The organism is Bacillus sp. FJAT-27251 (genome assembly GCF_001273925.1).
Classification (GTDB): Bacteria; Bacillota; Bacilli; order Bacillales; family Cytobacillaceae; genus Mesobacillus_B.
This window is the reverse complement of the sequence record NZ_LIGG01000001.1, coordinates 1,555,088-1,574,455: the sequence shown is the minus strand read 5'-3', so window position 1 is coordinate 1,574,455 and position 19,368 is coordinate 1,555,088. Positions and strand designations below refer to the sequence as shown.

Genomic DNA, 19,368 nt, shown 5'->3' with positions numbered 1-19,368 from the left:
CATTAATGGTATCCGTTTGATTTGTTTGCAGAACTTGAAGTTTTATGTTTCGGACTGGATTTGCCTTTTTGTTTCGTTTTGCCTTTTCCCATCCTGATCGCCTCCTATTAGAAAATTCGCTGGAGCTGGACAGTTATCCAAAAAAGTGAGGCATCTGCCTCTCTTATAGCTTTGGCAAATACGGCGCATTCTGCTCAAGGAAAAACAAGGCAGGCAGCTTTTATCTCTTTTCACTGAAGTAGGCATTGATTTGACCGCCGATAATGATGATGAAGGCCGATAAATACAGCCAGATCAACAGGACAATCACGCCTCCGATCGGCCCGTAAATCACTGTATACTGACCGAATTTACTGACATAGAAAGAAAAAGCCCAGGAAGCAGCCGCCCAGCCGCCAGTAGCAAAAAAGGCGCCCGGGAGTGCGGAGGTTATTTTCAGCCTTTTATTCGGGGCAATCCAATAAAGTCCGGTAAAAACAAAGAATAGAACAAACAGGGAAACCATCCACCGCATCGTATTCCAGGTGTCAAGGAACTCCCTTTCCATTCCAAGCTGTGAGAAAATCAATTCACCTATTTCACGTCCAAATACCGGAAGAAGCAAAGCCAGGATAAAAACAAAGATCATCGCGACTGTCATGACAATCGACATGAGCCTTGCAGTGATAAACGAGCGGGTCTCCTCCACGCGAAAGGCTTTATTGAAAGCCCGCACCACGGCATTGATTCCATTGGAAGCGGACCACAGTGTGGCCAGGATTCCAAAAGATAATAATGCTCCGTCCCTTTTAAGGACATTTTCCATGTTATCATTGAAAAAATCCGCCGTGTCACCCGGTGCAAAGTCCCTGATGAAATGCATAATATCGTGATGGCTTAGCGGCAAATACGGCAGAAGCGAAACGAGGAAGATGAGAAGCGGAAACAAGCTGAGCAAAAAGAAATAGGCAAGCTGGGCCGCCAAGGCCGGAACTTCGTCCTCTTGTATCCTGCGCCAGATGCCTCTGAAAAAAGACAAATCAACCATAGCTGCACCCCTTTGCCCATTAATTGGATAGCCTGTCCCCTTTACTGGGAGCCTGAAGCCTCTCCTTCAGGTTTGCCCATTCTGTTGATTACCTTTTTGGCATCTTCCACAATTTCGGCCACCTGGGGCGGAACATCACGGATTTCCTCCACTTTTTCCGTTATAAAAGCAACATCGTCGGATACCTGTTCAATCGTATGTTTGACTTTATATACCGTATCCTTAACATCCTCAATGAATTCATTGGGATGTTTGGCTATGTAAGCGAGATTGCCGGAAGCTTTTTGGAAATCTTCCCTAACGGCCGCTCTTGTTCCTCTATCAAGAAGAGAGATTGCCCCGCCAGCCACTGCGCCAAGTGCCATTCCCAGCCAGAATTTCTTCGAACTTGCCATACTGTCCCATCCTTCCTGTTGTAATTTAAAAGAATATAACCTATAACCATTTTCGTCCATTTCCCTGCTTATATGCAAGTTTGGAAGCTAAATCTTTGTCTCGGGGATAATGACAAATACTCCTGTTTGCAGCAACGCCATCCCCTTAAATTTGGTTGACATTTATTCAAGAACATGGAAAGATGTTGGTACAAACGGCGGGAGGATGAAGAGAATGGACCTTTCAGTAAAATCAGCTGAAAATGTTGAATTTATGATAGAAAAGATCAAGGAAAAACTGAATGTTTTAAACATGGGCGCCATCAAGCCATCACATTTTGATGAAGAAATGTATGAAGAACTCCGCGATATTTATGAGATGATCATTAAAAAGGACTCCTTCAGCATCAACGAAATGCAGGCCATTGCCGAAGAGCTCGGCAGCCTAAGAAAACAATAAAGGAATTGAACAAAAAGGCGGCCGCTTTGCCGCCTTTTTCCTTTTCCTATTCCTGTTCGGTCAGGATTTTGATTCCATCCTTGGTTACTGCAATTGTATGTTCATATTGGGCGGACAGCTTGCCATCGATCGTGCGGGCGGTCCAGCGGTTGCCGTCCATTTTCGTTTTCCATTCCCCAAGATTGACCATCGGTTCAATTGTAAAAACCATCCCTTCCTTGATGCGGGCCCCTTTTCCGGGCAGTCCAAAGTGAGGAATATCGGGCTTCTCATGAATGGAAGCTCCAATCCCATGGCCGATAAATTCCCTGACAACCGACATCCCCTCTTCTTCCACGTAGCTCTGGATGGCATGGCCAATGTCGCCAATCCGGTTTCCAGGGACAGCCTGGGCAATGCCCCGGTAAAGCGCCTCTTTTGTCACTTCAAGCAGTTTTTCCGCTTCGCCCGATACATCGCCAACGGGATAGGACCAGGCAGAATCAGCAAGCGCCCCATTAAGATTCACCACCATGTCGATGGTTACGATATCACCCTGCTTAAGGGATTCCTTACGGGGAAATCCGTGGCACACTTCATCATTGATGCTCGCACAAGTCGCATACTGGTAGCCCCTGTATCCCTTCTGTTCGGGTTTGGCCCCATGTTTCTCAAGGAAGCGTTCAACAAATTCATCAATTTCCCAAGTCGAGATACCCGGCTTAACCATCCTTTCAATCTGTTTATGGCAAGCAGCAAGCAGTTTCCCTGCCTCATGCATTCTTTCAATCTCCCGCTCCGATTTCAAAACAATCATTCCTTCATCTCCCTGAAAAAGTTTCATTTCTTATCCCTATATTAGCTTATACGCTGCAGACTGTAAAAAACACAAAAAAAGCCTTTTTGCGTTCAGCAAAAAGACTTCTATAGGCAACAATTATTTCAACAAGTTCAAAGCCTCGCGGTTAAAGGCTGGTATATCATTGGGCTGCCGGCTGGTGACCAGCTGGTTTTGGCAGACGACCACTTCCTTGTCGGCATAATTGGCCCCAGCATACTCCATATCGACAGCGATGGATTTATAGCCGGTTGCATCCCTTCCCTCAAGGGCCTTAGCCGTAATCAGGAGCTGCGGTCCATGGCAAATGGCGAATACAGGCTTCTTTTCATCCATGAACGACTTGGCGAAATTCACAAAACGCTCGTCTGCACGCAGCAAGTCCGGTGAAAAGCCGCCGGGAATGAACAACGCATCAAAATCGGCTGGATTCACCTCATCAATGCCTTTATCAATCTTGGTTGTGACTTCACCTTGCTTTCCAGTCACTTCCTTGCCGCCTTCCTTTTCAATCGTGACCACTTCGTGTCCCGCATCCATGAAGGCTCTTGCTGGTTCAATATATTCAGAGTCCTCGAACTGATTGGTAACTACACAGGCTATTTTTTTACCCATCTCGCTCACTCCTTTTAAAAGTTTGTCCACTTATATTACTTCCCCGTGGACACTTTATAAAACATAAGAAAAACGCAAGCGCCTTGCTCAGCCCCGACAAGCGCTGGAGGGCCAGCTGATGAAGTCGTTCTTTGACTTCAACAGATGGACCGAAGCGACTCGAGGGGCTAGGCGCTGGAGCTAGACAATTATCTAAGTGCAGAAACCTTATACTTTCTTATCCTGTAAAAAAACAGCCGCTCTTTGCGGCTGCTTCTCAGGTGACCCGGTCCATTCTTCTGGCAAAATCGACAAACCGGAATTTGTCCGGCCTGTGCCTCGATTCGGTAAACTGGAACAATGTAGCGTCGTCAAAATAGATATAGTTTTTCACGACTACAATGGCATGGAAGCCTTCCATGTCCAGGTGGGCCCGGTCCTCCTTTGATGGCTCTTCAACGGTAAATTCCTTTTTCGCAAAACTGATTTTCCTGCCAAGCTGCCCTTCAATGTAGTCAAAAATGGACTGGGCGCATACCTCTTTTGTCAGGCCAGGCACATATTTTTCGACCAGATGGTCCTTATCAAGAATGATTTTTTCGCCATCAATTTTACGCACCCGGATGACGCTCCAAATTGGCTCTTCTTTGTTTACATTCAATTGCTTCATAATCTCCTCGCCAGGGAGTCCTAGGGTAAACTTTTCAACCGCTGTCTCGGCTTTGCTTCCCATCTGTCCGGCAAGTTCCTTAAAACTGACAAGGCCCGAGATTGGAAATTGCAGTTTTTTCAAATCGAGCACAATTGAGCCTTTGCCTCTGATCTTTTGGATCAATCCCTTTTGGGCAAGCAGGTTCAAGGCTTTACGAATCGTTTCCCTGGAGGTCTGATACGTTTCAGTCAATTCATTCTCCGAGGGCAGGATGGTCCTGGCAGGATATTCGCCTGCCTGGATTTTCCGGGCAAGCTCATCATAAATGACCAAGTATTTGTTCTTCATCTTCTCACCATTATTTCTCACTGATTGATACCATTCTACCCGTTTTCATGTTATTTGAGAAACATTTCCCCAATTCCTCATAAATTTCTTCTTTTTGTCGAATAATTTAATGATATTGTCATTTACCACATGGCAGTTTTGATAAAAGTAATGTACCATTGCAATAGTAAAAAAGGATTAATTTTGTTCAATCGATGTTCGCCATATGGAACTCGCATTACGGATTTGCTATCATTATTTCATAGAAGAAAAAGGTGTGTGAAAGCAGTGATTGGAGAAAGAGTGAAAAAATACCGCCAGGAACGAAAAATGTCTTTGTCCGAGCTCGCAGAACAGGCAGGAGTGGCAAAATCCTACCTGAGTTCGCTAGAGAGAAATCTTCAAAAAAACCCTTCGATACAGTTTCTCGAGAAAATAGCCTCGGTTTTGAATATTCCCATCGATCGGCTGATTCACGACGAACCTAATAAGGAATATGTGGACTCAGACTGGATTGGCCTAGTCCGCGAAGCGATGGATTCCGGTATTTCCAAAGAGCAATTCAAGGAGTTCCTTGAATTCAATAAATGGAGAAGCAACCAAAACAAATAGCATTTCGTAAGAGTTCCTTTTTTAAGGGGCTCTTTTTGCTTAAAAAGGGTAAGAACCCTTTAAATACTTTCTGTTTAAAGAAAAAAACAACCCTTGAAGAGTCGTTTAAAATTTAAATTATGTAACCTCCCATTTTAACTTCCCGCCATCAGGACTTCCTTGTTCTTGCTATTCAGAAACCTCCTGATCTCCTCTTTGTCCAGGCCCATTGCCAAAGCTTCCTTGATGAGTTCCACCCATTCCAAATCCAATTCTCCTAGGTCCATCTTTTCCATCGATCCTATTCCCCCCAAAATACGATACGTATTCCAGGCAATCCGGCTGTCGTAGAATGAGTGATTCCTTAGACCCGTGACTTTGCGTCCCATCCTTTCAAATGGTTTGCCTTTTTCTGTTTCTTTTGTCCGTTATTTCAGATTCATGGTACTATTGTACTTCTCACTTCCAAAAAATGGTGTAGAATAATGTCGTATAAATAAAAAATTCTTAAAACTTTAACGATATATTATGACATTTCGCACAGACATAAAGATTTTCTCCTTGGAGAAATGTGTATTTCAAAAGAAATCTGTCGAAACTCTATTCAATTTGTCTAAGATATTTTTCCTGCTCCCCAAAAACAATTACCGCTTTAAATTATAGGACTTATTGCTTGTTTTTCAAAAAGTCATATAAAGACAAATATTCTTTAATAAGAACGTTTTTCCTCTTATTTCTTGTTCATACTCCTGTTTACTGCCTGTTACAGCTTTTTTACAATTCCCTTATGTTCGTTATAATGAATTTACTACACTTTTTAAGGGGAATAGCCATGGTCGGTGAAAAAATTAAAAGATATAGGCTTGAGAAAATGTATTCAATCACCGAGCTCGCTGAGAAAGCAGGCGTTTCGAAATCTTATCTCAGCTATATCGAGAGAGGCATTCAGGAAAACCCTTCAATGCAAGTATTATCCCGGTTGGCTAGGACACTGGGGGTAACGGTGGAAGAATTGATGGGGGATGACAGCCAGGAAACCGAGTCCCACGGCCTAGTTGACGAGGAGTGGATGGGATTAATCGATGAAGCAATTAGGAGCGGGATAAGCAAGAAAGAGTTTGCCTTTTATCTGGATTTCATCAAGTTCAGGAACAGGAATGAAAATTAAGGAGTGTTTTTATACGGCCAGCAGCAGTTGGTCGGTTTTTTATTTTTGAATATTCAATTAATTTGTGTCTATTTTGTGACAAATCGATTATACTATTTATATATTGGATATCTTTTATGGAGGTGATTGTTTGACGGCCGTTCATATCCTGAACTTTGCTATCCCCATTGCTGCCATGATTTTGATTGGAGTGAAATTGGATAAAATGTGCAAACCCGAAGTCCAGGACGACAAAGGGAATAAATAAACCTGCCCTGTTAAAGGCAGGCATTTTTTGTTATAGAAGCTTGTTTTCGATCTTCTTCCGGTAATTCTTAAAGACGGCGGAGTTTGTATGGGCACCCCTTTTTGACATAAGTCCGTTGTATCGGAGCAGCTTTTCGCTTAGCTTTCTGTTCAGCCCTTCTATCTCTTCAGGGTCCTGGCAATTCCTGATTAGATTTTCGATTGTCATGACTTCCTGCCTTAAGGCATTCTCTTCGGGTGCATATCCCGCATTCTTCATCAACCTGTAGGCCATCCGCAAGTCTTCGGGGATTCCTGATACATCATCAAGCATAAGTGGCTTACCGTATCCCGGAAGCCGCTCAAGCTCTCCGTCTTTATAAGCTTTTTTTATTTTCTCCTCTGACACAATCATGGCAAAATCCACAGCAATTCCTCCCCGGCAGGAAATGTCTTTACTCTATTATATTCTAAATCCTGCCAGGGTCCCACCTGGAACTTTCCGGATTGCCTCGTATTACGAAGGCCCTGGCACCCAGTTGGCCGGGGTACCCTTCCCTGTATCCCTGGAGTATTGGAGTGCCTGAAGCAGCCTGATATGCTCTGGCAGGTTACGTCCAATTTTTTCCGGATAAATGAATTTGGCCAGAATGACAAGCTCGGGATCAATAAAAAACGAAGCCCGGCAGGCGTTGCCAGTGGATTTATCCAGCACTTGATAGGCCATGCTGATTTCCTGGTTCCTGTCGCTTAAGAGGCTGAACGGCAAGCTTCCAAGAGCCGGGGTGATTTGCTTAAAGACTTGATGGGCCTGGATACTGTCGGTACTGATGGCCAGCAGCTCAGCATTCAATCCCTTTAAATGGTGATGAACAGCGGCGACCGCCGCCAGTTCTGTCATTCAAACAGGGGTGAAATCAGCAGGGTAGAAAAAAAGGATCAGCCATTTTCCTTTGTAATCCCCCAGGTTCACTGTGATGACCTGGTTATCCGACAATGCTTCTGCTGAAAACAAAGGTGCCTTGTTTCCTGGTGCTGTCCAATCCTCCGCTGGTGGTTTTTCCGATGCATTTCCGGCGCTTGTGTCCATATATGCTCCCCCTCCTCCCTGCACTACATGCCCCTTATATAACTATGCTCTTCTGCGGTTAAATTGCCCATCATAAATACAATCCTGACGGGAAAACTACATCAAAAGAAAGGAGGTCATCACTTTGGGAAGAGGGCAGGGCTTTCAGCATAAGCAAAAAGGACATCCCGGAAAATTTCCAAAAGGAGCACAAGTAGAGGGGCGGACAACCGAAGCCCAGGAAGATGAGGAATTTCTTGTTGTTCAGGAAGCTTTCAAGAACCGCATTGAAGATGAAGAAGCATAAGCGTTTATATAAGAAACCTTGTGTAACATGCAAAAAACCAGACCTGGCTGCATTTAGGTCTGGTTATCCCTTAATACCTTTGGACAAAGATCCCATTTCCTGGGACGTATTCGGCGTAACAGATTTCGTCGGGCCTCATGACTCCCTGTTTCTCCAGTTCTTCCATAAGCCAGTCCTCGCTCACCCCGGCATTTCGAAGGGTGTCATTCATAATCTCTCCATCGCTGATGATTGTGAATGGCAGCTTCCTTTCTTCCGCCTGCAGGTTCAGGTCCCTGCAGGTAGGCTGATCGGCCTCAGCCTTTCTCAATACGCTCACCGACCCGTTGTTTTCAAGGATCGCATATTCCACTTCCTGCATGGAAAATACATCCTTGGCACGCAATAATTGCTGCAGCTGGTCGATATCCAGATGGTTCTTCTTCAGCTCATGCCAGTTAAGATTCCCTTTCTGGATCAGAATGGATGGTTTGCCTTCGAGAAGGCGCCTCATCTTAATCGACTTCTGCGTCATAATCTCGGTTACATAAATTAGCACTCCCCATACGACGCTGGTAAAAACGATAACGCCAAATCCGGTGTCCGGATCGTACATGGCATTTCCAACAAGCTCTCCAAGGACGAGAGCAGAAACAAAGTCAAAGGGTGTGATCTGGCTGATTTGTGTCTTCCCCAGCATTTTCACAATGATATATAAAATGAAAAATCCGCCTATCACTTCGAACAGGATGGTCCAATACAACTCACATACCTCCAAGGAAAGTCTATTATCGGTATTGACATACTTTTGGCTCCTTAGTCGTTGAACTCCAGCCCTGGCCTTGGTGAATACAAAAATTCCGGATTTTCCTTTATACTAGGAGGAGTACCGAGAGTTGAAAGGAGTTTCTATGAAATCATTAGTTCTTGCAGAAAAACCAAGTGTGGCGAGGGAGCTTGCCCGCGTTCTTGGCTGCAGTCAAAAACATAAAAGCTATATAGAAGGAAACCAATATATTGTTACCTGGGCGCTGGGTCATTTAATCGAGCTGAAAATGCCTGAGCATTATGATTCCAAATACACCACATGGAGGCTTGAGGACCTCCCAATTATTCCAGATAAAATGGGGCTGAAGGTGATCAAGCAGACAAGCGCGCAGTACAAGGCGGTTGAAAGCCTGCTGAAACGGAAGGACGTCAAGGAAGTCATCATCGCGACCGATGCCGGACGGGAAGGCGAGCTCGTCGCCCGCTGGATCCTCGAAAAGGCAGGAGTGCGAAAAAGCATTAAGAGGCTGTGGATTTCCTCCCAGACGGATAAAGCGATCAAGGACGGCTTTAAACAGCTTAAGCCTGGGCAGCAGTTCGAAGCACTATACGAATCCGCCGTCTGCCGTGCCGAGGCTGACTGGCTGATCGGCCTGAATGTTTCGCGCGCACTGACAACCAAATACAAGGATCCATTATCCGCAGGCCGGGTGCAGACGCCAACTTTGGCGATGATGATCCAGCGCGAGAAGGAAATCAACTCGTTCGTTCCTAAAGAATACTGGACCATCCAGGCCAAAGTCGGCCCACTCTCCGCCGAATGGGAGCAGAATGGGGAAAAACGTCTGTTTTCATCGAAAAAGGCTGAGGAAATCAAAAACAAGCTGGAAGGGCAAAAAGCGGTTTTAAAATCGCTGGACAGAAAAAAGAAAAGCGAACCTCAGCCGCTTCCGTACGACCTGACAGAACTGCAGCGGGATGCCAACAAGCGGTTTGGCTTCTCGGCAAAGAAAACCCTGAATGTCCTGCAGGGATTGTATGAACAGCATAAGCTGGTCACCTACCCGCGGACCGACTCCCGCTACCTGACGACCGATATGGAGGCGACGATGGCAGACCGCCTCCAGGGAATCTTGTCCGGGTATAAAGAGGAAGCCCGGCCGGCGCTGAACCAAAAAGGCAAGGTGCTGGCAAGGCGGGTGTTCAATAATGAAAAAGTAACTGATCACCACGCCATTATCCCGACTGAAGAACGCTTGAACCTTGGCGACCTGGAAACAGATGAGCGCAAGCTGTATGACATGATTGTCCGCCGCTTCCTGGCACTGTTTTATCCGGCCTATGAGTACGAGACCCTTTCTGCCGTATTCGATGCCAACGGAGAAACCCTGACAGCTCGGGAAAGCAATATTCTCGAGCCAGGTTTTAAAAAGGTCACTGGCAAGGATGATGATGCTCCGGAACCGAAGCAGAGCCTGGCTCAGCTGGCAAAAGGCAAAGCCTTCACCGTCGGCGAGGTTTCCCTGAATAAAAAACTGACCGAGCCCCCGCTCCGCTATTCCGAAGCTGACATTCTCGGGAGGATGGAGAAATTCGGGCTGGGAACACCGGCAACGCGCGCCGATATCATTGAGAAGCTGATTTCATCAGAAGCAGTCGAGCGGCAGAACAGCCGCCTTTATCCGACTAAAAAAGGCAAGCAGCTGATCGACCTTGTAAACGATGAACTCACCTCGCCGGAATTGACAGCAAAGTGGGAGAAGGAACTTGAGGAAATCGCCCGCGGCAAAGGCAATCCAAAAGCGTTCAAGGAGCGGATCCGCAAGCAGACGGCACAGCTCGTTTCAGAGGTCAAAGCCAGCGACAAATCCTACCGGGCCCATAACCTGACCGGCTCGAAATGTCCGGAATGCGGCGAGTTCCTGAAAGAGCGGAAAACAAAGGACGGCAGGGTGCTGGTATGCTCCAATATGCAGTGCAGCTTCCGCAAGCATAAGGATCCGAAGCTTTCCAACAGAAGATGCCCGCAGTGCCATAAGAAAATGGAAATCCATAACGGCAAAGCCGGCACCTACTTCCAATGCCGCCGCTGCAACATCGTCGAAAAGGCGGAAGAACGGAAAAAAGCCGTTTCCAAGCATGAGGAACGGAAACTCAAGCAAAAATACAGCCCGGAAGAATCCGGATTTGGCACAAGCCTCGGCGATTTGCTGAAGGCCGCGTTGAAGGATAATGAATAATACAATGAAAGCAGCCTGTCCGGGCTGCTTTTTGCTTTTCTTAAGTTGGGAAAGTTTCCTTATTTTCCAAAAAACATGTTTTATTTTCCAATAGAGGGGCTTTATTTTCCAAAGCCTTCAATTTACTTTCCAAAATAGGAAGTTTATTTTCCAAACCGACGAATTTATTTTCCAAACACCAATAAAAGGAAACCTCACACCGATTTTTACCTTGTAAAATCTTCCTTCCCGGTAGTATGATACATCTTGGAGTTACATAGGTTTTAATTATATATAAGGGGTTAACATCATGAGGATCAAGGATTGGGATCGGAATTTAAAGGTCCGGCTTTTTKGGGAGGCGTTGATGAACATCAGCTTCTGGATGTTCTTTCCGTTTTTGACCATCTATTTTGCGGAGAGCTTCGGCAAAGGCAAAGCCGGATTGTTATTAATTTTTTCACAGCTGTTTTCCGTGGCTGCCAATTTGATGGGCGGCTATCTGGCTGACCGTTACGGACGCAAAAGAATGATGGTCCTGGCCTCGTTTGGGCAGGGCTGCGCCTTCCTTCTCTTCGCAGCAGCCGATTCCCCGTGGTTCACCTCACCCATGGTCGGTTTTATCTCGTTCACGATCGTCGGTGTGTTTGGCTCCATCTACTGGCCTGCAAGCCAGGCAATGATTGCCGATTTGGTCGAAGAAAAGGACCGGAGCAGCGTGTTTGCCGTCTTTTACACTTCCATCAATATCGCTGTCGTTGTCGGCCCGATTCTCGGAGCCATTTTTTATGCGAATTACCGGTTTTATCTCCTGCTGGCCGTAGGCATCATCTGCATCATGCTCGCCTTCGTCCTATCAAAAATGACACGTGAAACCATGCCTGACATAATAAAAAGACAGGACCAGGACGGCAAATGGTACTCCTTCCTTCTCAGTCAGCTCGCTGATTATAAACTGATTGTCCGGGACAGGGTGTTCCTGATGTTCATTATCGCAGGGGTTCTTGTTTCCCAGACCTTCATGCAGCTTGATCTCCTTTTTCCTGTTTACACGAGTGAAAAGGTGGATAGTCAGACTTTATTCGCATTTGGCAGCCATTCTTTCTCTGTTAGCGGCGAACAGGCTTTCGGGCTGATTCTTTCGGAAAATGGATTGCTTGTTGCCTTGTTCACGGTCGCAGTTACCAAATGGGCAACCAAGTACCGGGAAAAGAACATTTTCGTCCTGTCCTCGATTATTTATGCAGTGTCGATGGTGATGTTCAGCCAGACACAATGGATTTGGGGATTGATCCTGGCCATGGCAGTTTTCACACTGGCCGAATTGATGACCGCCGGGCTTCAGCAAAGCTTTATTTCCAAACTTGCTCCCGACCATATGCGCGGGCAGTATTTTGCGGCCGCCAGCCTGCGATATACGCTAGGGCGGACAATTGCTCCCATCTCGATTCCTCTCACCGTCTGGATAGGCTATCAGTGGACTTTTTTCATCCTCAGTGCCCTTGCGTTGCTGAGCGCCTTCCTCTTTAGCATGATGTTCAGCATGCATGAAAGGCAGCAGCTTCAGGGCGGCAGCCAATCCTGATAGCGGATTGGTTTCTTTTTGCCAGCAGAATGGTTAAAATGAAAAAAAAGAATCAAAAAGGAGAATGAACCTATGAGCGATTTCCAAACCAAACTGGAGAAATACGCGGATTTGGCCGTCAAGGTCGGTGTTAACATCCAGCAAAGCCAAACCCTGATTTTAAATGCGACACTCGATGCCGCTCCGTTTGTGCGCCTCGTTACCAAAAAAGCCTATGAAGCGGGCGCCAAAAACGTGGTGGTCAACTGGAACGATGATGTGGTCAACCGGACCAAGTATGAGCTGGCACCTGACGAAGTATTCACCGAATACCCGGAATGGCGTGCCAAGGAACTGACCGAGCTCGCTGAAAATGGTGCCGCCGTCATGTCGGTCGTTTCTTCAAGCCCTGACCTTTTAAAAGGAGTCAAGCCGGAGCGAATCGCCAACTTCCAGAAGGCGGCAGGAAAGGCGTTATCTACATACAGACAGTACATGATGAGCGATAAAATCAGCTGGTGCGTAGTCTCCGCCCCGTCAGAAGGCTGGGCTAAAATGGTCTTCCCTGGCGAAACTCCGGAAGTAGCCGTGGAAAAGCTTTGGGAAGCGATTTTCAAAGCCGTCCGTGTGGATGCCGAAAACCCGGTCGAAGCCTGGAAACAGCACAATGCCAACCTTCATGAAAAGGTTGAGTATCTGAATGGCAAACGCTATAAAAAGCTTCATTACAAGGCTCCGGGCACAGACCTGACCATTGAACTGCCTGAAAGGCATCTCTGGGTCGGCGCGGGAAGCGTGAATGAACAAGGCAAGGATTTTATGGCCAACATGCCGACAGAAGAGGTTTTCACTGTTCCGTTGAAAACAGGCGTGAATGGATATGTCTCAAGCACAAAGCCGCTCAGCTACGGCGGAAACATTATCGACAACTTCAAAATCACTTTTGAAAACGGAAAGATCACTGAGGTCCAGGCAGAAGTAGGAGAAGAAATCCTTAAGCAGCTGGTGGCGACGGACGAGGGGTCCCACTACCTCGGAGAAGTGGCCCTTGTGCCTCATCAGTCCCCGATTTCACAATCCAATGTGCTTTTCTTCAATACACTGTTTGATGAAAATGCCTCCAACCATCTCGCCATTGGCAGCGCCTATGCGTTCTGTCTTGAAGGCGGCAAAAAGATGTCCAAGGAAGAGCTTGCGGAGCATGGCTTGAACGAAAGCCTCACCCATGTCGACTTCATGATTGGCTCCTCCCAAATGGATATTGACGGCATCAAAGACGACGGTTCATCAGAACCAGTCTTCAAAAACGGAGATTGGGCGATATAAAAGCGCAAGCGCCTTGCACAGCCCCGACCAGCATAAGACGCTCCAGAATAGAAGGCGCTCTTTGCCTTCAATTCTGGAGCGGCTTATGACTCGAGCTGCTCAAAGCTCCACTTCTCGCAAGATACTCAAGGAAGTCTATTCAGAGATGAAAACTGGCTAGGCGCTGGAGCTGGACAGTTATCTAGGTACCAAATTTTAACATTTTTAACTTAGCAGAAAAGGCAGCTTCCATGCTGCCTTTTTTTATATTCATATTATCCTGTCCTATTATAATTGCTATAATAAAGGTGCATAGGTATATATACTTATTTACGCTGTTTAACCAGCGAGTCTGGGGGCGAGGTCTTGTTGCAATTACAAATTGTTGTTACTGGAAAGGTCCAGGGTGTAGGATATCGCTACTATGCACAGATGATGGCTGTCCAGCATGGAATAACAGGCTGGGTGAGGAATCGGCCGGATGGCTCGGTTGAAATGCTAACCTCAGGAACAAAGGAAAATCTCGACCTGTTCCTCAAGGAAATCCGAAGCGGCAGTCCCTTCTCTTCTGTAGATGAAATGAGGATTGAGGAGAAGCAGCACAAGGAAAGATACAACTCTTTTACAATCAAATATTGAAACCGCAGCGCAGAGGCAATGCAAACCTCTGCTTTATTTTTTCGGAGAAGCTTGCTATTTTAGCAAGTTTTCATCAGAATAATGGATTAGAGAGAATTTCAGGAGGTACATATGTGGGAAGAATTTAAAAAATTTGCGCTGAAAGGCAATGTGCTGGACCTCGCTGTCGGGGTAGTCATCGGCTCCGCTTTTGGAAAAATCGTCACTTCCCTTGTGAACGATATCATCATGCCAATCTTTGGACTATTCATGGGAGGGGTGAATTTTTCAGCCCTCTCCTACCCGCCAGGCGAAGAGGGAATTAAATATGGCTCCTTCATCCAGACAGTCGTTGATTTCTTTATCATCGCCTTTTCCATCTTTTTGGTCATCCGGCTGATTGGCCGTTTCCGGAGAAAAGAGGAAGAAGAGATCGTAGAAGAAGTAGAGGCGGACGTGAAGGAGGAATTGCTTACCGAGATTCGCGACCTGCTAAAACAGCAGGCAGAGGCCAATAACCATAACTCCAGACAGCACTAAAAGAACTATTCTGCCAATTATCCCCCAATGGTTTAGCATCGGGACGAACAGGCTATTTAAGTATTACATTACCTTAAGGAGGCTGTTTACATGGAAGAAAACCATATGATCCATAAAAACGGGGAAGTAGACACAGGCAAGGTCGATGATACTCTTGACCGCATGACGTCTCAAGACGCCGATGAAATTCTTGGTGATTTCGAAGAGTTCAAATCGTATCTCAGCAAGCGAATTCAGCTTGGCAAGAGCGCCGGGCTTAGTGATGAGCAGCTGGCGGCGACTGCCCAGAAAATTGCGGATTACCTGGCGGAGAACGTGAAGCCTCGCAACCGCGAAGAGCAGCTGCTCCGGGAACTTTGGAAAGTCGGCAATAAAGAGGAACAGCATATGCTGGCCCATATGCTCGTCAAATTGGCTGAGTAAGGATTTTTTAAGCGCTTAAAACGCCCTCCTGGTGCAGGAGGGCGTTTTCCTATTAAGCTTGCTCCTCATTGGAAAAAGCTGTCCTTCTTTTTCGTTTTGAGAACGTCCCCTGTCCAGCCTTTCATCCACAAGTAGATATACAAAGCCACAGTAGAAAGGACAATAAGGGCAATGGATGCAGCATAACCGTATTTCCATTTCAATTCAGGCATGACTTCAAAGTTCATTCCCCAAAGCGCCCCCCAGGCGGCAATTGGGGTAAACAAGATGGTCATTACCGTCAGTGTTTTCATAATTTCGTTTCCACGATGGGAGGAAACAACTTCCTCAAGATTGAGCATCGTATCGATTTCGTATTGATGCTCCTTGACTAGCTCCCTCCCCCTCTCCAGCCGTTTACACATCCTCTTGTATTCCTTCTTCTCTGTTACCCAATCCCCGAAGGCCTCCTCGGCCGCAATTTTAATTTCAATTAAAGGAAGCATTAAATTTTTCCAAATTAGAAGTTCATGGCGGTTATCCGCGATTTTTTCCAGAAGCTGAACTTTATTTTCTTCCTTTAGAATCCAAATCAGGTCCTCCAGACGCTCCTCAAATTCATCAATGTGAAGCAGATAGGAGGAAAGGATTTCCCCAGTCAAAATAAAAAAGCCTTCAATCGCATTATCAACCTGTTCAAATCGTTGAGTAATTTCTTCTGAATGGCTTGATTTAATAATATCAATGTCGAAATTCGCTGTGACCAGCCTGTTTTTTTCCAGGTAAAAGTGAAAAACCTTTCGATCTTCCCTGCTATCGAGGTCCTGCTGATAGACAAGCGACCCAAAAATGTATTCACTGCCTTCTTTTGCAGTATTTATATGCAATTTGTTGGTGGCCGACTTATCCTCCGGTTTAAGCCAGTCCCTTGCATCAGGTTCTATGCCGGCCCTATCAATAAACTCCTCTAAATCGTGGTCCCCAAGCTTTACCCATGTCCATTTATCATGATTAAATGAATATTTCATGTTCATTAATCCTTTCAAACTAGTTATTCTGTATCTTTTCCCTTTTATCCGCAGTTAAAACTGGAAAACATCTTTCATGTTTTCAATGACAGTAAACCGGGTAAAAAAGAACAACATTCATTGTTTTAGATGAGAAAAAAGGAGGAAACATCCATGCAATCAAATCTTAAACAGGCCCTGCTGATTGGTGCAGGCGCTGCAGCTGCCTGGGTAGCAATGAATCCAAAGGATAATATTAATAAAGTAAAGGATGTTACAGCAGGCCTCAAGGAAAAACTGACGCCAGCAAGGTTTAAAGAGGAAGATGTTGTACCAGTGGTTAAGGCGGGCAACCCGGATCCCCTGGACGTGGAAGACAATAAGATGGTCAGCGAAGGCTCCATGTACGGGGTAAACTACTACAACGAAAATCTTCAAGAAAAGTAACTCCCAGCCTGGGGACTAGGTCCTCAGGCTTTTTATTTTTCACACTAATCGATGCACAGGGAGGCTAATACATGGACTTTCTTTTTATTCTCCTCTACCTGGGAATTATTTTTGCTGTTATTGAAATCAATGTTGTTCTATTTGCGGCTACCGGACTTGATCGTCCCATCGCCCGTTTCCAGGTGATTTCGATGCTCACAGCCACAGGCTTCACAACGGGAGAATCCGAGCTGATCATTAAGCATCCTGTCAGAAGAAAGCTCGGGGCCTTCCTCATCCTGTTTGGCGCCTTTTCCCTGGCTGTCATCATTTCAGCCATCAGCAATCTGCTGGCCGACACTCTTTATACCAAGGCGGCCGCCTATCTGGGCGCTTTGCTGCTGGCCGTCGTCGCCGTGCTGAGAACACCGATGGCACGAAAGCAGCTTGAAAGATTATTTAAATATGAGGTTAAAAAGCATGATGAGCTTGCAGATTTGCCGATAGCTGACGTTATGCTTTTCGAGGAAGAGGACGAGATTGTTGAAATTGAGATTCAGGAGGGTTCTTCCCATGTGGGCAGCTGCTTCGGTGACATCCTCGAAAAGGACAAGGATATCATGGTCCTTTTTATCAGCAGGGGAGAGGAAAAAATCAGAAGTGAAAGCTATAGCACAGAGCTGAAAGCAGGAGATAAAGCCATTTTATACGGAGACCGGACCGCCATCAGGGAGGAGTTCGAAGCCGAAATTGTTAAACATAAAACAACCTGAGGCACTCCAATGGATAGCTAGCTAAAAAAGCTTGCAATGTCTGCAAGCTTTTTTGGCTCAGTCTATCCCAAATGTTTTTCGCAGCTCAGTGATTCCTTCCTTGCAGACACCGTAAGGAAGCCAGGAACAGCCTTCGCAGAGAAAATCAAGGTCATCCGGTTTCACCTTTTCTGCCGTAAGCTTGAGCAGCGGGGATTTCTGATAGCTTTCCCCTTCGGAAAGCCCCAGATGGGAAATAACCTTTCCGTCCATTGAAAGCACATGTTCATTCGACCCCTCATCCGCCACACACTTTGTCTGTCCCCGGTGAGGGCAGGCCATGCATGCGTCATCAAAAGCGGTCACGGCCTGTATGCTGAATTCCTTGTCGGGATTTCGGATATCGGCGACGATTTCCCCCATCCTCACGATAAAATCAGGGCTGTACCCCATTCCCCTGAATCCATGGACACATAGGAGATGATGCCCTCTCAATACTTTATCCACCCCATCACTTCCATCCAAACATAATCTCCATTCTTAATTCGCCGCCTCTTTTTCAAATCCTTCAAATATTGCGGCTGGCTGGCTTTGTGGTCCAGACAAGCCCGATTTTCTTACAGACAGTCAGATAATGCATCAGGGTCATCAGGACTGCCCCGGCATTCATTCCAACAATGACCCCGGACATCTGCCACTCCGGCCGGGAACCTAAAAGATAAATGGTGCCAAACGACACAATGGTCGCCCAAACTGTATGGTAAAAAGCATCTTTAATCAGCCCCAGCCCTATCAGGTATGCCTGCAAGGGAATGACAAAAAAATGCAGCAGGAAATACGGCCACAGCAGCTGCAGAAAATAGGCCGCATTGTCGGAATGAACAAAAAGGCTGGTTAGCGGCTCGGCAAAAAAATAGACGACGGCAACCGCCGGAACACCATAGAATAATGTCAGCAGCAGCACATGCTGCAGTGTTTTCTGCAGTTTCTCGAATTCCCCGACGGCATGGTGTTTCGCAACCGTCGGAATCAGGACAATCATAAATGAATGGGCGATGAATGCCGGAAAGAAACCGATTGTCATCGCGACGCCAGCCAGCAGCCCGAACTGTCCATTGGCTATTTCAACTGGCAAGCCGGCGTGGATGATGGCCGCTTTTATCAGAAACGGCTGGGCCGCATGGGTGAGGGCGTGAAAAATCCTTAAGGCCGTGGTCGGCCCGGAGATCGCCAGGAGATTCCGGCGAATAACCTTTTTGCCCAGGCTCTCCCGCGGGAAATGCTTCATGTTCTGATAGCTGATGATAAAAAAATAGACCAAATACATGAACACAACCAGCTCGCTTGCTGCCAGTGTGAAAAAGGCAACCAAAAGGGCGGTGGATCGTTCAAATTCAAAAAACTGGTACACTGATGCCAGCAGCAAGAGCTGGACCAGTCTTCTCAACAGGTTGGCGGCCGCAATTTTGCCCATCTGCTGCCGGCCCATGAAATAACCCCGGGCAATGGATGAGAATGACATCAGCGGAATCAGCCCGAGCAGCATCCATTTTAATAAAGGATGGTAAGATTGAAACACCGGCACCACCGGGATGAGCGCCGCAGCGAGCAGAAACAGGGCGGCCGACAAAACGATGGTCATGTTGACTACGTCCCTCAGCATCCGTTGGTGGTAAATTTCCTCTTTCTCAGCTACCAGCTTCGATATCGACACAGGCATCTCGAAACTCGCCAGCATCATGATCAGGAAAATCAGCGGCAGCACGGTCATATACTGCCCCATTCCGCCCTCGCCAAGCTCTCTCGCCAAAATCATATTAATTAAAAACTCCGCTATCTCACTGATAAACGCCGCCAGAATCAAAACAAGCGCCCCACGCAAAAAAAGTTTCATGCTGTCTCCCCTCTGTACCTGTCCTCCCTTCATACATATGAGACAAGACCTCAAAATAAACCTTGGATTCTTTAATCAGATGACTGAATAAGGAGGTTGGGTGGGGTGGGCTGGAGTTACCTTTTTCGATGACTTTCGCCGTTTTTGGGCACTGACGAGGCTTGTCAGTTACCTTTTTTGGGAGACTTCGCCGTTTTTGGACACTGACGGCGCTTGTCAGTTACCGTTTTCGGTAGATCTTGCGGATTTTGGGCACTGACGAGGCTTGTCAGTTACCTTTTTT

24 protein-coding genes and 1 riboswitch are annotated in these 19,368 nt (G+C 46.5%); of the genes, 12 read left to right on the top strand and 12 right to left on the bottom strand.

Annotation, left to right across the window (positions count from 1 at the left end):
- Positions 1 to 220: 220 nt before the first annotated feature.
- Both ADU22_RS07430 and ADU22_RS07425 read right to left on the bottom strand, forming a co-directional pair.
- Positions 221 to 1,027 carry a YihY/virulence factor BrkB family protein gene (locus ADU22_RS07430; RefSeq protein ID WP_053361587.1) on the bottom strand — a complete coding sequence of 269 codons (807 nt, stop codon included), beginning with the start codon at positions 1,025 to 1,027 and terminating at the stop codon, positions 221 to 223.
- A gap of 41 nt (positions 1,028 to 1,068) precedes the next feature.
- Entirely contained in the window at positions 1,069 to 1,422 is a 354-nt protein-coding gene (locus tag ADU22_RS07425) for a YtxH domain-containing protein (RefSeq protein ID WP_053361586.1), read from the bottom strand.
- A 214-nt stretch (positions 1,423 to 1,636) separates the two neighbouring features.
- Between ADU22_RS07425 and ADU22_RS07420 the strand changes: the two genes are divergently transcribed.
- Entirely contained in the window at positions 1,637 to 1,861 is a 225-nt protein-coding gene (locus ADU22_RS07420) for a DUF1128 domain-containing protein (RefSeq protein ID WP_046525666.1), read from the top strand.
- A gap of 46 nt (positions 1,862 to 1,907) precedes the next feature.
- Here the strand turns inward: ADU22_RS07420 and map are convergent, their stop codons facing one another.
- The 3 genes from map to treR all read right to left on the bottom strand — a co-directional run bounded on the left by map (position 1,908) and on the right by treR (position 4,272).
- Positions 1,908 to 2,657, bottom strand: coding sequence for a type I methionyl aminopeptidase (map, locus tag ADU22_RS07415; RefSeq protein WP_053364491.1), 750 nt, complete (start codon positions 2,655 to 2,657; stop codon positions 1,908 to 1,910).
- Between the two features lie 120 nt (positions 2,658 to 2,777).
- Positions 2,778 to 3,293 (bottom strand): type 1 glutamine amidotransferase domain-containing protein, encoded by a 516-nt coding sequence (locus ADU22_RS07410; RefSeq protein ID WP_053361585.1) that lies wholly within the window; start codon positions 3,291 to 3,293, stop codon positions 2,778 to 2,780.
- Positions 3,294 to 3,549: 256 nt separating this feature from the next.
- Positions 3,550 to 4,272, bottom strand: a complete 723-nt coding sequence (gene treR, locus ADU22_RS07405; protein WP_053361584.1) for a trehalose operon repressor — start codon at positions 4,270 to 4,272, stop codon at positions 3,550 to 3,552.
- A 267-nt stretch (positions 4,273 to 4,539) separates the two neighbouring features.
- Between treR and ADU22_RS07400 the strand changes: the two genes are divergently transcribed.
- Positions 4,540 to 4,863 carry a helix-turn-helix domain-containing protein gene (locus tag ADU22_RS07400; protein ID WP_046525675.1) on the top strand — a complete coding sequence of 108 codons (324 nt, stop codon included), beginning with the start codon at positions 4,540 to 4,542 and terminating at the stop codon, positions 4,861 to 4,863.
- Positions 4,864 to 4,997: 134 nt separating this feature from the next.
- Here the strand turns inward: ADU22_RS07400 and ADU22_RS24155 are convergent, their stop codons facing one another.
- Positions 4,998 to 5,138: an anti-repressor SinI family protein gene (locus ADU22_RS24155; protein WP_082252802.1), complete on the bottom strand. Its 141-nt coding sequence runs from the start codon at positions 5,136 to 5,138 to the stop codon at positions 4,998 to 5,000.
- Between the two features lie 33 nt (positions 5,139 to 5,171).
- Positions 5,172 to 5,259: riboswitch (cyclic di-GMP riboswitch) on the bottom strand.
- Positions 5,260 to 5,674: 415 nt separating this feature from the next.
- On the opposite strand from ADU22_RS24155, the gene ADU22_RS07395 reads away from it, so the two are divergent.
- On the top strand, positions 5,675 to 6,010 hold the full coding sequence (locus ADU22_RS07395; RefSeq protein WP_053361583.1) for a helix-turn-helix domain-containing protein: 336 nt from the start codon (positions 5,675 to 5,677) through the stop codon (positions 6,008 to 6,010).
- A gap of 277 nt (positions 6,011 to 6,287) precedes the next feature.
- Here the strand turns inward: ADU22_RS07395 and ADU22_RS07390 are convergent, their stop codons facing one another.
- A complete protein-coding gene (locus ADU22_RS07390; RefSeq protein ID WP_053361582.1) occupies positions 6,288 to 6,662 on the bottom strand; it encodes a DnaJ family domain-containing protein in 375 nt (124 codons plus the stop codon).
- A 90-nt stretch (positions 6,663 to 6,752) separates the two neighbouring features.
- Positions 6,753 to 7,325 (bottom strand): peroxiredoxin, encoded by a 573-nt coding sequence (locus tag ADU22_RS07385; protein WP_231687946.1) that lies wholly within the window; start codon positions 7,323 to 7,325, stop codon positions 6,753 to 6,755.
- Positions 7,326 to 7,449: 124 nt separating this feature from the next.
- Between ADU22_RS07385 and ADU22_RS24920 the strand changes: the two genes are divergently transcribed.
- Positions 7,450 to 7,611 (top strand): hypothetical protein, encoded by a 162-nt coding sequence (locus tag ADU22_RS24920; RefSeq protein WP_173427594.1) that lies wholly within the window; start codon positions 7,450 to 7,452, stop codon positions 7,609 to 7,611.
- A gap of 70 nt (positions 7,612 to 7,681) precedes the next feature.
- Here ADU22_RS24920 and ADU22_RS07375 read toward each other — a convergent pair whose 3' ends face one another.
- The gene (locus ADU22_RS07375) at positions 7,682 to 8,353 is read right to left on the bottom strand and encodes a DUF421 domain-containing protein (RefSeq protein ID WP_053361579.1); all 672 of its coding nucleotides are present in this window, start codon (positions 8,351 to 8,353) and stop codon (positions 7,682 to 7,684) included.
- A gap of 148 nt (positions 8,354 to 8,501) precedes the next feature.
- Between ADU22_RS07375 and ADU22_RS07370 the strand changes: the two genes are divergently transcribed.
- From ADU22_RS07370 to ADU22_RS07345, 6 genes are all read left to right on the top strand, one after another.
- Complete coding sequence (locus tag ADU22_RS07370; protein WP_053364490.1) at positions 8,502 to 10,598, top strand: DNA topoisomerase III; 2,097 nt, start codon at positions 8,502 to 8,504, stop codon at positions 10,596 to 10,598.
- A gap of 289 nt (positions 10,599 to 10,887) precedes the next feature.
- Entirely contained in the window at positions 10,888 to 12,162 is a 1,275-nt protein-coding gene (locus ADU22_RS07365) for an MDR family MFS transporter (protein WP_053361578.1), read from the top strand.
- A gap of 72 nt (positions 12,163 to 12,234) precedes the next feature.
- Positions 12,235 to 13,467: an aminopeptidase gene (locus ADU22_RS07360; protein ID WP_053361577.1), complete on the top strand. Its 1,233-nt coding sequence runs from the start codon at positions 12,235 to 12,237 to the stop codon at positions 13,465 to 13,467.
- Between the two features lie 345 nt (positions 13,468 to 13,812).
- Entirely contained in the window at positions 13,813 to 14,085 is a 273-nt protein-coding gene (locus ADU22_RS07355) for an acylphosphatase (RefSeq protein WP_053361576.1), read from the top strand.
- A 111-nt stretch (positions 14,086 to 14,196) separates the two neighbouring features.
- Positions 14,197 to 14,604: a large conductance mechanosensitive channel protein MscL gene (gene mscL, locus ADU22_RS07350; protein ID WP_053361575.1), complete on the top strand. Its 408-nt coding sequence runs from the start codon at positions 14,197 to 14,199 to the stop codon at positions 14,602 to 14,604.
- Positions 14,605 to 14,694: 90 nt separating this feature from the next.
- On the top strand, positions 14,695 to 15,027 hold the full coding sequence (locus tag ADU22_RS07345; RefSeq protein ID WP_053361574.1) for a DUF3243 domain-containing protein: 333 nt from the start codon (positions 14,695 to 14,697) through the stop codon (positions 15,025 to 15,027).
- A gap of 65 nt (positions 15,028 to 15,092) precedes the next feature.
- Here ADU22_RS07345 and ADU22_RS07340 read toward each other — a convergent pair whose 3' ends face one another.
- Complete coding sequence (locus tag ADU22_RS07340; RefSeq protein WP_053361573.1) at positions 15,093 to 16,034, bottom strand: magnesium transporter CorA family protein; 942 nt, start codon at positions 16,032 to 16,034, stop codon at positions 15,093 to 15,095.
- 129 nt (positions 16,035 to 16,163) lie between these two features.
- Between ADU22_RS07340 and ADU22_RS07335 the strand changes: the two genes are divergently transcribed.
- A complete protein-coding gene (locus ADU22_RS07335) occupies positions 16,164 to 16,460 on the top strand; it encodes a YbyB family protein (RefSeq protein WP_502688736.1) in 297 nt (98 codons plus the stop codon).
- Between the two features lie 71 nt (positions 16,461 to 16,531).
- On the top strand, positions 16,532 to 17,212 hold the full coding sequence (locus tag ADU22_RS07330; RefSeq protein WP_053361571.1) for a TrkA C-terminal domain-containing protein: 681 nt from the start codon (positions 16,532 to 16,534) through the stop codon (positions 17,210 to 17,212).
- Positions 17,213 to 17,269: 57 nt separating this feature from the next.
- Here ADU22_RS07330 and ADU22_RS07325 read toward each other — a convergent pair whose 3' ends face one another.
- Both ADU22_RS07325 and ADU22_RS07320 read right to left on the bottom strand, forming a co-directional pair.
- Positions 17,270 to 17,644: a DUF1284 domain-containing protein gene (locus ADU22_RS07325; protein ID WP_053364489.1), complete on the bottom strand. Its 375-nt coding sequence runs from the start codon at positions 17,642 to 17,644 to the stop codon at positions 17,270 to 17,272.
- Between the two features lie 115 nt (positions 17,645 to 17,759).
- Positions 17,760 to 19,085 (bottom strand): oligosaccharide flippase family protein, encoded by a 1,326-nt coding sequence (locus ADU22_RS07320; RefSeq protein ID WP_053361570.1) that lies wholly within the window; start codon positions 19,083 to 19,085, stop codon positions 17,760 to 17,762.
- Positions 19,086 to 19,368: the final 283 nt, after the last annotated feature.

Excerpts from the sequence above, each read along its gene's own strand:
- ADU22_RS07430 (WP_053361587.1), bottom strand. The coding sequence starts at position 1,027 with ATGGTTGATTTGTCTTTTTTCAGAGGCATCTGGCGCAGGATACAAGAG.
- ADU22_RS07425 (WP_053361586.1), bottom strand. The coding sequence starts at position 1,422 with ATGGCAAGTTCGAAGAAATTCTGGCTGGGAATGGCACTTGGCGCAGTG.
- ADU22_RS07420 (WP_046525666.1), top strand. The coding sequence starts at position 1,637 with ATGGACCTTTCAGTAAAATCAGCTGAAAATGTTGAATTTATGATAGAA.
- map (WP_053364491.1), bottom strand. The coding sequence starts at position 2,657 with ATGATTGTTTTGAAATCGGAGCGGGAGATTGAAAGAATGCATGAGGCA.
- ADU22_RS07410 (WP_053361585.1), bottom strand. The coding sequence starts at position 3,293 with ATGGGTAAAAAAATAGCCTGTGTAGTTACCAATCAGTTCGAGGACTCT.
- treR (WP_053361584.1), bottom strand. The coding sequence starts at position 4,272 with ATGAAGAACAAATACTTGGTCATTTATGATGAGCTTGCCCGGAAAATC.
- ADU22_RS24155 (WP_082252802.1), bottom strand. The coding sequence starts at position 5,138 with ATGGAAAAGATGGACCTAGGAGAATTGGATTTGGAATGGGTGGAACTC.
- ADU22_RS07395 (WP_053361583.1), top strand. The coding sequence starts at position 5,675 with ATGGTCGGTGAAAAAATTAAAAGATATAGGCTTGAGAAAATGTATTCA.
- ADU22_RS07370 (WP_053364490.1), top strand. The coding sequence starts at position 8,502 with ATGAAATCATTAGTTCTTGCAGAAAAACCAAGTGTGGCGAGGGAGCTT.
- ADU22_RS07360 (WP_053361577.1), top strand. The coding sequence starts at position 12,235 with ATGAGCGATTTCCAAACCAAACTGGAGAAATACGCGGATTTGGCCGTC.
- mscL (WP_053361575.1), top strand. The coding sequence starts at position 14,197 with ATGTGGGAAGAATTTAAAAAATTTGCGCTGAAAGGCAATGTGCTGGAC.
- ADU22_RS07345 (WP_053361574.1), top strand. The coding sequence starts at position 14,695 with ATGGAAGAAAACCATATGATCCATAAAAACGGGGAAGTAGACACAGGC.
- ADU22_RS07340 (WP_053361573.1), bottom strand. The coding sequence starts at position 16,034 with ATGAAATATTCATTTAATCATGATAAATGGACATGGGTAAAGCTTGGG.
- ADU22_RS07335 (WP_502688736.1), top strand. The coding sequence starts at position 16,164 with ATGAGAAAAAAGGAGGAAACATCCATGCAATCAAATCTTAAACAGGCC.
- ADU22_RS07330 (WP_053361571.1), top strand. The coding sequence starts at position 16,532 with ATGGACTTTCTTTTTATTCTCCTCTACCTGGGAATTATTTTTGCTGTT.
- ADU22_RS07325 (WP_053364489.1), bottom strand. The coding sequence starts at position 17,644 with ATGGGGTACAGCCCTGATTTTATCGTGAGGATGGGGGAAATCGTCGCC.
- ADU22_RS07320 (WP_053361570.1), bottom strand. The coding sequence starts at position 19,085 with ATGAAACTTTTTTTGCGTGGGGCGCTTGTTTTGATTCTGGCGGCGTTT.